Source organism: Mumia xiangluensis (assembly GCF_010994095.1).
Classification (GTDB): domain Bacteria; phylum Actinomycetota; class Actinomycetes; order Propionibacteriales; family Nocardioidaceae; genus Mumia; species Mumia xiangluensis.
This window is the reverse complement of sequence record NZ_WJYO01000003.1, coordinates 261,256-275,427: the sequence shown is the minus strand read 5'-3', so window position 1 is coordinate 275,427 and position 14,172 is coordinate 261,256. Positions and strand designations below refer to the sequence as shown.

The following is a 14,172-nucleotide window of genomic DNA, read 5'->3' as shown; positions in this document are numbered from 1 at the left end:
CGTGTGGGCAGGCCCACACCCCTTCCGCTAACCTTTCGGCTGCTTTGTGGAAAAGCGGCACGAGCGACCCTCCCGCCGTGCTTCACTCGTGGCTGGATTAGCAAACCAATCGGGGTGGAGGGCTTGACCGAGATGGAGATCGCGAGGGAGTCGGCGCTGGGACGGGCGGTCCCGGTGCTCGCGGACCGCACGACGTCGAACCTCGCGCGCAAGATGCGCAACCGCTCGAGGATGGCGGCGCTCGCCTTCGTCCTGTCGACCCTCGGTGCCGCCGTGGTCGCAGCAATCATTGCCCCGTATGCCGGACACCACGTGTGGCTCGTCGTCAGCGCGATCGGCGTGACGCTCACCGTCGAATATTTCACCATCCCCGCCTACGAGCGCACGCGGTCGCTCCGCCCGTCCAAACACCTCGTCGTGACGGGGAGCATCGTGGTGCTGGCGCTGACAATCCTCGAGGTCATCCGGCCGAGCACCGCGCGCGTGAGCATGCTCCTGATCGTCACGGCCGCCACGCTCTGTGCGGCCGCGGTGGTTCTCCGCCACTTCGTCGCGGCCCCGCGATCCACGCTGCTCGTCGGGGATCGCACGGGTGTCGGCCACTTCATCGCTCAATGGGGCGGACGCAGCGACATCGAGATGAAGGGCATCTGCCTCGTCGGTCTCGCTCCTGACGAGGTCGTGCCGCTCGCGCTCGGCGGCGTCCCGGTCGTGGGGGCCCTCGCCGACGTGACGGCGGCATCGGAGCGACTCGCCGTCGACGAGGTCGTGGTCTCGCCGGGCCCGAGCCTCAGCGCGTACGACGTCCGTCGGCTCACCTGGGCGATGGACCACTCGCTCGTGGAGCTGACCGTGGCGACCGAGGTTCACGGTGCGGTACCCCGACGCGTCCAGCCCCGGGTCCTCGGGCGCCGCCTGATGCTGTCGGTGCGCTCGCCGCGTCGTCCCGCCCTCGCCCTATGGATCAAGGGCGTGATCGATCGCGTCGGCGCGCTCCTACTCCTGCTCCTGCTCTCTCCCGTCTTCGTCGGCATTGCGCTCGCCGTGAAGCTCACGACGACAGGCCCGGTCTTCTTCCGACAGACGAGGACCGGTATCGGCGGTTCACCGTTCGACATGCTCAAGTTCCGGACGATGGTCGTGGACGCTGAGGACCGCCTGGTCGACCTGATGGACCTCAACGAGGGGTCAGGCCCCTTGTTCAAGCTTCGTGACGATCCTCGTGTGACGCCGATCGGCGGGTTCCTCCGCAAGACCTCCCTCGACGAGCTTCCGCAGCTGATCAACGTGCTGATCGGCGAGATGTCCATGATCGGTCCACGCCCAGGCCTGCCGTCAGAGGTCGAGACCTACGACGACTGGATCCGTCGTCGTCTCCACGTGAAGCCGGGCATCACCGGCCTGTGGCAGGTCAGTGGCCGCTCAAACCTCAGCTGGCAGGACTCGGTCCGTCTCGACATCGACTACGTCGACAACTGGACCATCCGCAGCGATTTCGCGATCGCCGCCAGGACCGCTCGAGCCGTCATCAAGGGCGACGGAGCGCACTGATGAGCACGCAGAACGAGATGGGGCGTCGTCGGCTCGCCGGTGTTGTCGGTGCGGCAGTCGGCGTGATCGTCATCGCGCTGGTCGTCGTCTTCCTCGTCACTCGGCCTTCGGACGGCGACGGCGACACTGGCGCGGACTCCGAGGCCTCGGCGCAGCAGCTTCCGGACAACCCGTCGAGCGACTTCACGCCGGGCTCGCTCGAGACGGTGCCGGTCGAGGAGGTCGAGCCGGCCAGCCCGGTCGGCCTGGACGAGAAGGCGGCCCTCGGGCCCGACATCTCGGCGACCTTGGAGGCCCTTCGGCCGGTCAAGGGCACGGCGCGCGGAGCGGGCGAGATCGCAGGCCCCGCGCTACAGGTCAAGATCGCCGTCACGAACGGCTCCGACGAGAAGATCGATCTCGGCCGCGCCGTCGTCGAGGTGACGTACGGCAAGAAGCGCACGCCAGGGATGGAGCTCAGCGGACCGGGTGCCGCACCCTTCCCAGCTGCGCTCGCAGCAGGAGACACCGCCGAGGGGACGTACGTCTTCGGTGTGCCGAAGGACGCCCGCGGACGGGTGCAGGTCACGATCGCGTACACCGCTGGGCAGCCGCCTGCGGTGTTCGAAGGAGACGCCTCGCAGGAGGGGCGATGAAGCCCGGAACGTGGCAGGAGCCACGTCGTCGGGCCGACCGCGGGGCGTCGACCGCCCTCGCGGGCCGACTGACTGACGTCAGTGCCGGACGGGAAGGGCCCGTCGGCAGAACGGTGGTGGAGAGATGTTCACCCAGAGCTTTCAGCAGCACGCGGGACGACGCACGCGCTCGGTGGCGCGACTGGCGGCCGTCGCCGCACTGACAGCGGCCGTTCTCGTCCCTGCCGCCCCAGCGCTCGCCGACTCCCAGCCGGCCGACCCCACCGATCCCGCGACTCCGACGACCGTCACCTCCGACGCCTTGCCGACCGTCCAGATCAACGGTGTCGTTTGGGCGCAGGCGATCGCGGGCAACCGCGTGTACGCCGGCGGCAGCTTCACCAACGCCCGCCCTGCAGGTTCGCCGGCCGGCAGCAACACGGTCGCACGCAGTCACCTGCTCGCGTACGACGTCCAGACCGGGGTGCTCGTCAGCAACTTCGCGCCGACCCTCAATGCCCAGGTGACCGCGGTCGCCGTCTCGCCCAACGGGGCGCGCGTCTACGTTGGTGGCAACTTCACGACGGTGAACGGTCAGACCCGACGCAGGATCGCGGCATTCGATGCCGCCAGCGGTGCACTGATCGCAAGCTTCGCCCCGTCCGTGAACGGCTCGGTCGATGCGATCGCCGCGACGAACACCACGGTCTACGCCGGAGGCAGCTTCCTCGGCGTCGGCAACCAGGACCGCTACAACGTCGCCGCCTTCAGCGCCACGAACGGTGCGCTCCTCGACTGGGCACCCGTGACGGCGGGCGGCACCGTCGAGGCTCTGGCGATCAACCCCGAAGGCACCAAGGTCGCGGTCGGCGGCTCGTTCACCTCGCTCAACGGCTCCTCGAACCCGGGCTACGGCCTCGGTATGGTCGACGCGACGACCGGCGCGAACCTCCCCATGGGAGCCAACACGGTCATCCGCAACGGCACGGTCGACGGCGCGATCCTCACCCTGAGGGCTGACGCCGACAACGTGTACGGCGCCGGCTACACCTACGGCAAGTCCGGCGGGACGCTCGAGGGTGTCTTCGCTGCGGACTGGGACGGCGGTGACCTGACCTGGATCAACGACTGCCACGGTGACAGCTACGACATCCTGCCGCAGGGCGACGTCATCTACCAGGCCGGCCACTTCCACTACTGCGAGAACATCGGCGGCTTCATCCAGGGCGACGGAGGGGTCGGCTCCTACCCGTACAACCGCGGCACAGCCATGAGCAAGGCGGCGACGCGGACCGCGACGTGGGAGCCCGACCAGGGCCGTTACTACTCCTACCTCGGACAGCCCGCTCCCGAGCAGCTGACCTGGTTCCCGGACCTGAACGCCGGCAGCTACACCGGTCAGAGCCAGGGGCCGTGGTCGCTCGCCGGCAACAGCAACTACGTGGTGATGGGCGGCGAGTTCACCCGCGTCAACGGCGCCAACCAGCAGGGCCTCGTCCGGTACGCGATGCGCGGCCAGGCTCCCAACGACCAGGGACCCCAGCTGGGGGGCGCGTCCTTCCCGTTGAAGGCCGTGTCGTCCAAGCCCGGGGAGGTCCACGTGACGTTCGGGGCGAACTACGACCGCGACAACGAGAACCTCACCTACCGGCTCTACCGTCAGACGCAGAACGCGGCGGGGCTCATCGACACCCGCGTCGTGCGGACCCCGTACTGGCGCCTCCCCGTCCAAGGTTTCACCGACACCGGTCAGCCGCCGGGCTCCACCCGCCAGTACCGCGTCACCGCGACCGACCCTGCGGGCAACGTCGCGCAGTCGCCGTGGGTGAGCGTGACCGTGGCGACTGCCAACACGTCGAGTGCCTATCGCGAGGCGGTCCAGCGCAGCCAGCCCGACCACTACTGGCGCTTCAGCGAGCCGACCGGGACCGCGGGTGACCTCGTGGGCTTCACGGCGCTCAACGTCAACGCAGGCGTGACGCGCCCGGCCAACGGCGCCATCGGTGGCGACAGCGACCCTGCGGCGACCTTCAGCGGGACGACCACCGGATACGCCACCACACCGGCGACCGGCAACCCGCTCGACGTGCTCACCGTGGAGGCGTGGTTCAAGACCACTTCGACCACCGGCGGCAAGATCATCGGCTGGGGCAACCGCAACGACCGCAACTCGTCGAAGGCCGACCGTCACGTCTACATGGACAACACCGGACGGATCCACTTCGGCGTGAAGCCCGACCAGACCCGCAAGGTCGTGACGAGCCCGGGCACGTACAACAACGGCCAGTGGCACCACGTCGCGGCGACGCTGGGGCCGGACGGGATGAAGCTCTACCTTGACGGGACGAAGGTCGCCGACCGTGCGGACGTGACCGTCGGCGAGCACCTCTCGCGCGGGTTCTGGCGCGTCGGCGGAGACACGCTGAACAACTGGCCGTCGGCCTCGAGCAGTGCGTTCTTCGCAGGCGACATCGATGAGGCCGCGGTGTACTCCTCGGTCCTCAGCGACAGCGAGATCGCCGCGCACTACGCCGCGGCGACGGGCGCACCGATCCCGAACCTGCCCCCGACGGCCGCGTTCCCGACACCGACCATCGACGGCCTGAAGGTGACGGTCAACGGTTCGACGTCGTCGGACTCCGACGGGACCATCGCGAGCCACGCGTGGACGTTCGGTGACGGAACCACGGCGAGCGGCGCGACCGCGACCCGCACCTTCGAGGCCGCCGGCACCTACACGATCACCTTGACGGTGACCGACGACGACGGTGCGACCCACCAGACGTCGCGTCAGGTCACCGTGGCACCGCCGCCGCCAAACCAGCCGCCGACGGCGTCGTTCACGACACCGACCGACGGTCTGACCGTGAACCCCAACGGCAGCGGTTCGTCGGACACCGACGGCACGGTGCAGGCCTACGCGTGGACGTTCGGCGATGGTGGCACGGCGACCGGCGTCAATCCGACGCACACGTACGCCGCCGCGGGCACCTACCCGGTGACCCTGACTGTCACGGACGACGATGGCGCGACTGCCTCGCTCACGAAGGACGTCACGGTTGCCGGTGCACCCGCACCGTTCGCACGGGACCTCTTCGCGCGCACGGTGGCCGACGGGTGGGGCAGCGCAGAGATCGGTGGCGCGTGGACGCGCTCGGGCTCGGCGACCAACTTCTCGGTGTCGAGCGGGAGCGGCAAGATCCGGATGGGTACGCCCGGCGCGGGCCCAGGCATGTCGCTGAACGGCGTCTCCTCTAGCAGCACCGACCTGACCCTGACCACCAGCGTGGACAAGGCCGCGACGGGTGGCGGTACGTACCTCAGCTTCCATCCGAGGCGCATCGCCAACGGTGACCACTACTTCGCCGATGTGCGGCTGGTGGCAGGCGGCACCGTCTCACTGAGCATCGGCAAGATCGTCGCAGGCGCGGAGACGGCCCTGGCGAGCGGCACGATCACCGGCCTGAGCGTGGCTGCAGGAGAGGCGCTGCAGGTGCGCGTCGCAGCATCGGGCACGTCACCGACAACCCTGCGGGCAAAGGTCTGGAAGGCCGGGACCGCGGAGCCGGCGGCGTGGCGCTTGACCGCGACGGACACCGCTGCGTCCTTGCAGACGGCCGGTGGACTGGGACTGGGGACCTACCTCTCCAGCTCGGCGACCAATGCGCCGGTCGTGGCCAGCTTCGACGATCTCGTCGCGCGCACAGAATGAGCGCGACCGGATCGTGAAAACGCCCGTGGCACGGGGCCTGCTCCAATAGCCTACGGTTGCGAAACATCGTCAACGTCGGCGCTGCCGACACATGTCTCGGGTGGGGAGAACTCATGTCGACAGCTCGTCCACTGCGCCAGGCTGTGCGCCGGATCACCGGGGTGATGACGGCGACGCTCGTGGTCGCTGCCGCCATCACTGCATCGGCCCTTCCGGCTGCGGCGGACTCTGCGCCGGCGGACCCGACGGATCCGCGCACACCGACGACGGTGACCGCCGACGCCCTCCCGACCGTGCAGGTCGACGGGGTCGTCTGGTCGCAGGCTGTCGTTGGCGGTGCGGTCTACGCGGGCGGCAGCTTCAGCAGCGCCCGCCCGGCAGGTGCCGCAGCCGGAACCGGTGAGACGCCGCGAGGCAACTTGCTGCGCTACAACCTGTCCACGGGCGTGCTCGACTCGACCTTCTCGCCGAGCTTCAATGCGCAAGTGCGGACCGTCGCGGTCTCACCGGACAAGTCGCGCGTGTACGTCGGCGGTGACTTCACCGCGGTGGACGGGACGACGCGCAACCGCATCGCCGCCTTCGACGCCACCACCGGAGCCCTCGTCGCAGGCTTCGCCCCGCCGGTGAACTACCACGTGTACTCGATCGTGGCCACCGACGACGTCGTCTACGCGGCGGGCAACTTCCTTGGTGTCGGGACCCAGTCGCGCGGCAACCTGGCGGCGTTCGACGCGCAGACCGGCGCCCTCCTCGCCTGGGCACCGGTCGCCGCGGGTGGCCTTGTGACATCGATCGTCCTGTCACCCGACGGCACGACCGTCGTCGCCGGCGGCAGCTTCACGACGATGAACGGATCCTCCGACCCCGGCTACGGTCTCGCTGCCGTCGATGCCTCCACAGGGGCACTGAAGCCCTGGCTCTCGAACAGCGTCGTGCGCAACGGCGGCACCGAGGCCTCGATCACGTCGCTCTCCGCCGACGACCAGAACGTCTACGGCACGGGCTACGTCTTCGGGAGCGGCGGCAACGTCGAGGGCACCTTCGCGGCCCGCTGGTCCGACGGTGCGCTGCAGTGGATCAACGACTGCCACGGCGACACCTACGCGGCGCACCCCCAGGACGGAGTCGTCTACACCGCCGGCCACGCGCACTACTGCGGCAACGTCGACGGCTTCCCTCAGACCGAGCCGAACTGGTCGTTCTATCGGGCGATCGCCTTCGGCAAGCAGGCCACCGGCACCGTGACCAACGACCCGTACGGCTATGCCAACTTCGCCGGACAGCCCCGCTCGGAGCTGCTCGCGTGGTTCCCGACGATGAACGCCGGCACCTACACCGGACAGAACCAGGGCCCGTGGTCCGTCACGGGCTCGGGCGACTACGTCCTCATGGGCGGCGAGTTCACGCGGGTCAACTACACCGGGCAGCAGGGCCTCGTCCGCTACGCCAAGCGTGCGGTCGCACCTCGTACGCGTGGCCCGCAGCTGTTCAGCACGACGTACCCGATCAACGTCGTCTCGACCGAGCCTGGCGCCGTCCGGATCAACTGGAAGGCCAACCAGGACGACGACAACGACTCGTTGACCTACCGCGTCTACCGCGACGACCAGAACGGCTCGGGCCTGATCCACCAACGCGTCGCACGGGCCCGCTGGTGGAACCGCACGACGATGGGCTTCACGGACCGAGGTCTGGCGCCCGGGTCGACGCACCGCTACCGCGTGGCGGTGACGGATCCCGACGGCAACATCGCCAACTCGCCGTGGGTCGACGTGACCGTGTCCGCGGCCGGCACGCCCAGCGCGTACCTGAACGCGGTGCATGCCTCCGAGCCGGAGTACTACTGGCGGCTCGGTGAGTCGAGCGGGTCCAACGCCGCCGACACGCTCGGGCAGGGCAACGTCGCGCTCAACGGCACCTACAGCCGGGGCGGCACCGGCGCGCTGTCGGGAGACTCCGACAAGTCGGTGACCTTCGGCAACATCCTCTTCAACGGCGCCGCGTCGACGCAGGTGGCCGAGACCCCTCCGAACGTGTTCACGCTGGAGACCTGGGTCAAGACCACCACTGGAAGCGGAGGCAAGCTGCTCGGCTTCGGCGACAAGATGACCGGCGCGTCGTCCAACTACGACCGCCATGTCTACCTCGACTCGTCCGGCCGCGTGCACTTCGGTGTCTATCCCGGCTCTGCCGCCGTCGTCTCGAGCACGGGCAAGGTCAACAACGGCCAGTGGCACCACGTCGTGGCGTCGCTCGGTCCGGACGGCATGAAGCTGTACATCGACGGGTCCAAGGTCGCCTCGCGGACCGACGTGAAGAACGGCCAGAACGGCTTCTGGGGCTACTGGCGTCTCGGCGGCGACAACCTGGCGTCGTGGCCGAACGCCTCGAGCTCGAGCGGCAACTTCAAGGGCAGCCTGGACGAGGTCGCGATCTACAAGTCGGTTCTCAGCGACGCCGACGTGGCTGCGCACTATCAGGCGGGCAAGACCGGTCAGGGGCAGAACGCTGCACCGACGGCGGCGATGACGACGTCGACGCAGGACCTCACGGTGTCGGTCAACGGCTCCACGTCGTTCGACGTCGACGGCTCGATCGCCTCGCACGCGTGGGACTTCGGCGACGGCGCGACGGCGACAGGCGCGACGGCAACGCACACCTACGCCGACTCGGGCACGTACGACGTCACGCTCACGGTCACCGACGGCGGGGGCGCGACCGACGTCCTCACCCGGCAGGTGACCGTGACCGCGCCGCCGCCGAACCAGGCGCCGACGGCTGCGTTCAGCACGACGAAGAACGATCTCTCCGTGAGCGTCAACGCCGGCGCGTCGAGCGACCCGGACGGCTCGATCGCGTCTTATGCCTGGAACTTCGGTGACGGCGCGACGGCGACCGGGGCGACGGCGTCCCACGGCTACACGACGCCGGGGACGTACGACATCACCCTCACGGTGACCGATGACGACGGTGCGACGGGCTCGGTGACGCATCAGGTGACGGTGTCAGGCCCGCCCGTGCCGTTCGCGGTTGACACTTTCGCTCGCACCGTCGTGGACGGCTGGGGCAGCGCCGAGACCGGCGGTGCGTGGACCAGGACGGGGTCGGCGACCAACTTCTCGGTCGCGGCCGGTACTGGCCGGATCAGGATGGGCTCAGCCGGTGCTGGACCGTCGATCGCCCTCAACGGTGTGTCCTCGACCAGCTCGGACCTGACACTGAGCGCGAGCCTCGACAAGGTGGCGACCGGCGGCGGGATCTACATCACGGCCAGCGCGCGGAGCATCGCAGGCGTGGGTGGCTATGGCTTGAAGACACGCTTCCTCGCGGATGGCAGCCTGTCGGCGGCGCTCACACGCACCGAGGGTGGCACCGAGACGGCGATAGCGACTGGTGCCGTCGCAGGGTCGCACGCGGCAGGAGACACCTGGCGGATCCGCGTCCAGGCCACGGGCACGGCCCCGACGACGATCCGCGCGAAGATCTGGCGTGCCGGCACCAGCGAGCCCGGGTCGTGGCTGGTCACGGCGACCGATTCCACGGCAGCGCTCCAGGCAGCGGGTGGGATCGCGTTCAACCCGTACCTGTCCGGTTCGGCAACCAATGCGCCGATCATCGCGTCGTTCGACGAGGTCAACGCGGTCGCACTGCCGTGACCTGCTCCGCGGGCTCGGCCGGGGTCAGCGCCACCGGCCGAGCACGCGGAGTCCACGGGCCCGTGAGGCCGCGGCTGCGACGCTGCTCGGGAGCGGTGACGCGATGCGGCGGGCCTTGCGGGCGACGTAGCGGGTCGCAGCGCCCGAGCTGGTGGCGACGCGCTGGCGCTTGACGTGCAGATGGCGCCGTTCCTGAGATGTCGCCCGCCTGAACTGCGCAATCGTCCGGAACGTCGCTGGATTGCGCGGGCCGCGTGACCAGACGACGAGCCACGCGGGCCGTCTGCCAGGGCGACGGTAGACGTTGCCCCTCGCGGTGACGCCCATCTGCCGAGCGGTGCGCCTGCCGGTGTAGTCCTCCACGCACAGCACGCACGTGGCGCGACCGGCCTTGATCGACAGGATGTTGTTGCGGACCGTCACCCGAGCGATGCGCCAGGTCATGCGTCGGTCGGGGAAGGCTCGGCGCGGGTCGCGTCCGGCGGTCGTCCGTGACGTCGGTCTTCGTGCGTCCTGCACGACGTTCACCGCCCGCCCGTTGCCGACGATGGTGTTGTTCCAGATCGAGACGCCGCTGGTGTTGTTGACCTTCACGCCGTGGCCGCGGTTGCCCGAGACGAAGTTGCCTGCGACCAGGACGTTGGCGGAGATCTCAGCGGACAGACCGTGGCGGAGGTTCTTGACCATCCGGCTGTCGAGCACCTTGGCGCCGTCCACCGACTCGTCCAGCCACAGGCCCGTCCCGCGGTTCCCGCGGAAGACGCTTCGGCGTACGGCCACGCCACGAGTACGCCCGATCTTCATGCCGCCGGCTACCGGCGAGGTGTTGAAGCGCTCGGTGTTGTTGCCACGGCTCTCCATCCGGGTGATCCGAAGGCCGTCTGCGTAGGTCGCGGTTGCGCCGATCATGCCGTTGGACCGGGTACGGACGCGGTCGAGGACGACGTTGCGTGCGGCGACGTGAAGACCGGTCGTCGCGTTCTCGTCGATCGACATGTCCACGAGGCGTGTGCGGGCGCCCGTGATGGTGACCGCACCCATGTGCGGGACCGATGGCGCATACCGCCGCACATCGATGCCTCTGATCTCGGTGCCAGGCGACCGGAGGCTGAGAGCCTTGGCAAGCGCGCTCGCCCGCACCTCTCGCTTGCCTGGAGACTGACCGAGGAAGAGCCGACCGCGGGCGTAGTCCACGTAGAACGTTCCCGGTCGCAACGCAGCCACCGAGCCGACCTGCCGCAAGCGAGCAGCGCCCACCCATACCTGGTCGGGGTGCGCGGCCATCGGGTAGCGGCGACTGACGAACTGCCAGCCTTCCTCGCTGTTGTCGGGAACACCCCACGAGTAGGTCGGGCTGGAGTCGAAGCGCGTCGTCCAGCTGGTGACGACGTTCTTCCCGGACCTGCTCCAGCCGGTCACGCGCCGGCTCCCGTCGAGCACGACCCTTTCGCCGGCGTGGGCACGCAGCACGAGACGCTTCGCATCGGGGACCTTCACCGACTCGTGGTAGGTCCCCTTCCGGATCGCGACGGTGTCTCCGGAGCGAGCTCGAGCGACGGCCGCGCTGATCGTACGCATCGGAGCACTGATCGAGCCCACAGCGCGGTCGTTCCCGTTCGTCGCCACGACGTAGGTCCGCCCTGCGGCTGCGGCGAGCACGATCCCGGAGCGGGACTCGACGGACGCCCGCTCAGGGGACGCGCTCCCCGCCTGCGCGGGTGGGCTCCCGCCCGGAATCAGGGCGATCGCGAGCGCGGAGGCGGCGAGAATCGGCAGGATGAACGGACCGGGCGCCGTGTCGGTGCTCGATGTGCGTGCCAGTTCCGGCATACGCCACTACCCCCTGGTGACGACGGAATCCCGCGAGCCATCCCTCCCTGCATTCTGTGCATGAGGGGACGTACCCGGCAATCCGGACCGAAAGGGACGTGGCGACCGATGGTGTCGCTGGGTCTACGACGCGTCGCGTCGGAAGCGCTCGAGCAAGGGGTCGAGCTTCTCCTCCTTGTAGGCGACGGCACGCTTGGCGGCGGCGCGACCGCGGTCGTCGGCCCGCTCCCACTGGTCGAGCAGAAGGCCACGGGCGGTGCGGGGCGCGGTGGTGGATGACACCGGGCGCCCGACGGCCCCGAAGCTCGCCTTGTACGGTTCGTCACCGAGTGTCAGGTCGAAGACACGCTCACCACGGTCGTACGATGCCCGGATCTCGTCCTCGACCACCAGTAGACCGAGCGCCTGTCGCTTGTAGCGGTTGAAGTCGTAGCCGACCAGGAGCCACACCAGCCGGTCCGGCTCAAGGAGACCGAACGAGACTGCGGCGTACGCGTCGTCGACCGTGATCGCCGCAGTGCGGCCCGGCCCGCCCTCGGCGGCGCTGGTCTGGGCGACCTTGAGATAGAAGTCGAAGCAGTCGGGGTCCTGGACGAGATCGATGGCCCGCCGGTCCGCGAACCGGTCCGCGCGGAACCGTCGCATGTCGTCGAACGCGTCGGCGATCTGGGACGGGTCTGTGAGCTCGCGGAAGTCGATGACGCCCTTGGGGCGGAGCTTCTTGCGACGGCTCACGAGGTGCCGCGCGAACGCCGGGTCGAGCGACGCGGTCCAGTCGTCGAAGGTCGGGGGGTCGAGCGGGACAGGCCAACGGCCGTAGCGGTGGCGGCGTGGCCGGCGGGTCCCGAGGAGTGCGTGCACCTCGTCGGGGCGGAATGCGATCTTGTCGATGCGCAGGAGGTCGTACCGACCGAGGCACCGCCGGATCTCGCCGGGCACCCCGGACTTGACGAGGTCACCGACGTCGAGCGAGCCGTCAACCACCGGGCTCGCGTAGTCGCTGACTCCGAGGTCGGCGAACTCGATCCGGCGGAACGGGCCGGTTCGCCGGCGCACCAGGGGGAGGACCAGCAGGAGGCGTCCCGTAGCCGCGTCGCGTCCGGTAACGACCAATGGGTCGGCGCCGCGCCTGGGTGCGAGGTCCGCGTACAGGTGGTGCAGCCACACGGGGTGCTGGAACGCGGTCGCACCCGCCGAGTCGTACAGGCGGTGGTACTCCTCCGAGCGGAAGTCGAAGGGTGTCTCGATCTGGATGTCGAGCATGGTCAGGTCCTTTCGGCGGCGGGTCGTCGGCGGATCCGCGGCGACCGTGCGGAGCCGTCGATGCACTCCAGCCGTCCTGCGCGGTTGAGGGTGTGCAAGCGAGACCCTCCCCAGGTACCGCCGGGGGAGAGCGATGCGACGTGACGCTGCTCGAAGGCGGTCTCGTCGAGCCGCGTGATCTCGGTGAGCGCGAGGGCTGCCCCGTAGCCCGTGCGGCCGTCCTGCACGGGGCGGAGAAGTCGCCCCTCGCGCTCGACGACCCGCCCTGCGGGTCGGGCGGTCGCGATGTCGACCAGGACGGGGTTGGCCGCATGGGCCGTCCACGGCCCGCGGAGGCGGTCAGCGTGCCAGACGTGGAGCGTGTCGGAGAACGAGCCGCCGTGGCGCACGGTCGCCGTCATCCACCATCTGCCCGCGTGGCGGAACGGTGTGGCGTCGCTGATCTCGGCACCCTCGAGGAGGGTCGCGACATGCTCCCACCGGTCGGGAAAGGCAGCCGCGCGGTAGATCTCGAGCGTGCCGGCAGCCGACGACTCGGGGATCATCCACAGCTCGCCCTCGTCCTCGCCGACCCACGGGTACGACAGGTGGTAAGGGCGCTCGAGGACGGGGTACGGGGTGCCGACCGGGCCCTCCGGCGTCATTTCGACGACGGAGACCACGCCCCGGCCGACCCGGTGGTCGTAGTCCTCCACGAAGAGGTGGTGGCGTCCGTCGTGGAGGAAGGGGAAGGGGTCTGCATAGAAGTGGTAGCCGTCGTCGGGGAGGCGGTTCCACTGCGTCGTCGTCACGGTCTCGAGGTCGATCACATCCTCGGCGTCGACGAATCTCCAACCGACTCGCCAGTGCGGAGCACGGAACAGTCGGCGGTAGACGCCGTGGACGCCCGCATGGAATGCAGTCTTTGCCACGCGGCGAGACCACGAGGTCGCGACGCCGTTTGTCGCGCGGTCCTCGGGAGCGGTGCCCCGCAGGTCGGGGGAGAAGCCGGGTACGTCGGCGCCAGGGACATCACGCAGCCTGATCGCGGTGGTGATCAGAGTGGTGACGCCGGCAACGAGGTCGTCGAGCGCGCGAGGGAGCAGCCCGGGGTGCTCGCTTCCAGGCCGTCCGCTGGCGAGCGTCGTCCCGTCGACGCGATCGATGACCGCGACCACCGGAGGTCGGCGGGCGAGCAGGGCGGCGACGGCGGCGTCGTCTCCCGCACTGCCGTCGAACGTCAGCCCCCAGGTGGGACCGCCGTGGACATCCGCCCCGACGACGTCGAGGGTGAGGTCCGGCTGGAGAGAACCGGCCCCCGTGCGGGCCTCGAGCGGAGCCGGGTCCGCCAAGGCCCAGCGGCCGGCAGGGAGGTGGTGGAGACGACGGTCGGTGCGCAGAAGACGCTCCAGGCGTGGGTCGGGATCGTACGCCCCTGTCACCCACGCGGTGCTGACGCCGTCGACGACGTCGAGTGCGTCGAGCGCAGCCACGAGGTCGTGGTGCCAGCGCCGAACGCGGTCGCGGCGCAGCAGGATCTGAACGTGCACGGTCCCCCGTCCGG

7 protein-coding genes are annotated in these 14,172 nt (G+C 69.6%); 4 read left to right on the top strand and 3 right to left on the bottom strand.

The genetic code is table 11. The features are described from left to right. The first annotated feature begins 132 nt into the window (after positions 1-132). The 4 genes from GH747_RS11590 to GH747_RS11575 all read left to right on the top strand — a co-directional run bounded on the left by GH747_RS11590 (position 133) and on the right by GH747_RS11575 (position 9,536). Positions 133-1,551 carry a sugar transferase gene (locus tag GH747_RS11590; protein ID WP_228552915.1) on the top strand — a complete coding sequence of 473 codons (1,419 nt, stop codon included), beginning with the start codon at positions 133-135 and terminating at the stop codon, positions 1,549-1,551. Beyond that, a complete protein-coding gene (locus tag GH747_RS11585; protein ID WP_149769739.1) occupies positions 1,551-2,186 on the top strand; it encodes a hypothetical protein in 636 nt (211 codons plus the stop codon). The genes GH747_RS11590 and GH747_RS11585 overlap by 1 nt, the downstream gene beginning before the upstream one ends. 124 nt (positions 2,187-2,310) lie before the next feature. Beyond that, entirely contained in the window at positions 2,311-5,877 is a 3,567-nt protein-coding gene (locus GH747_RS11580) for a PKD domain-containing protein (RefSeq protein WP_149769738.1), read from the top strand. Positions 5,878-5,990: 113 nt separating this feature from the next. Next, positions 5,991-9,536 carry a PKD domain-containing protein gene (locus GH747_RS11575; protein WP_205602910.1) on the top strand — a complete coding sequence of 1,182 codons (3,546 nt, stop codon included), beginning with the start codon at positions 5,991-5,993 and terminating at the stop codon, positions 9,534-9,536. A gap of 24 nt (positions 9,537-9,560) precedes the next feature. Here GH747_RS11575 and GH747_RS11570 read toward each other — a convergent pair whose 3' ends face one another. The 3 genes from GH747_RS11570 to GH747_RS11560 form a co-directional block, all read right to left on the bottom strand. Next, positions 9,561-11,366: a right-handed parallel beta-helix repeat-containing protein gene (locus GH747_RS11570; RefSeq protein WP_149769737.1), complete on the bottom strand. Its 1,806-nt coding sequence runs from the start codon at positions 11,364-11,366 to the stop codon at positions 9,561-9,563. A 123-nt stretch (positions 11,367-11,489) separates the two neighbouring features. Beyond that, on the bottom strand, positions 11,490-12,629 hold the full coding sequence (locus GH747_RS11565; protein ID WP_149769736.1) for a GNAT family N-acetyltransferase: 1,140 nt from the start codon (positions 12,627-12,629) through the stop codon (positions 11,490-11,492). Between the two features lie 2 nt (positions 12,630-12,631). Continuing rightward, positions 12,632-14,158, bottom strand: coding sequence for a glucosamine inositolphosphorylceramide transferase family protein (locus GH747_RS11560; RefSeq protein ID WP_149769735.1), 1,527 nt, complete (start codon positions 14,156-14,158; stop codon positions 12,632-12,634). Between the last annotated feature and the right edge of the window lie 14 nt (positions 14,159-14,172).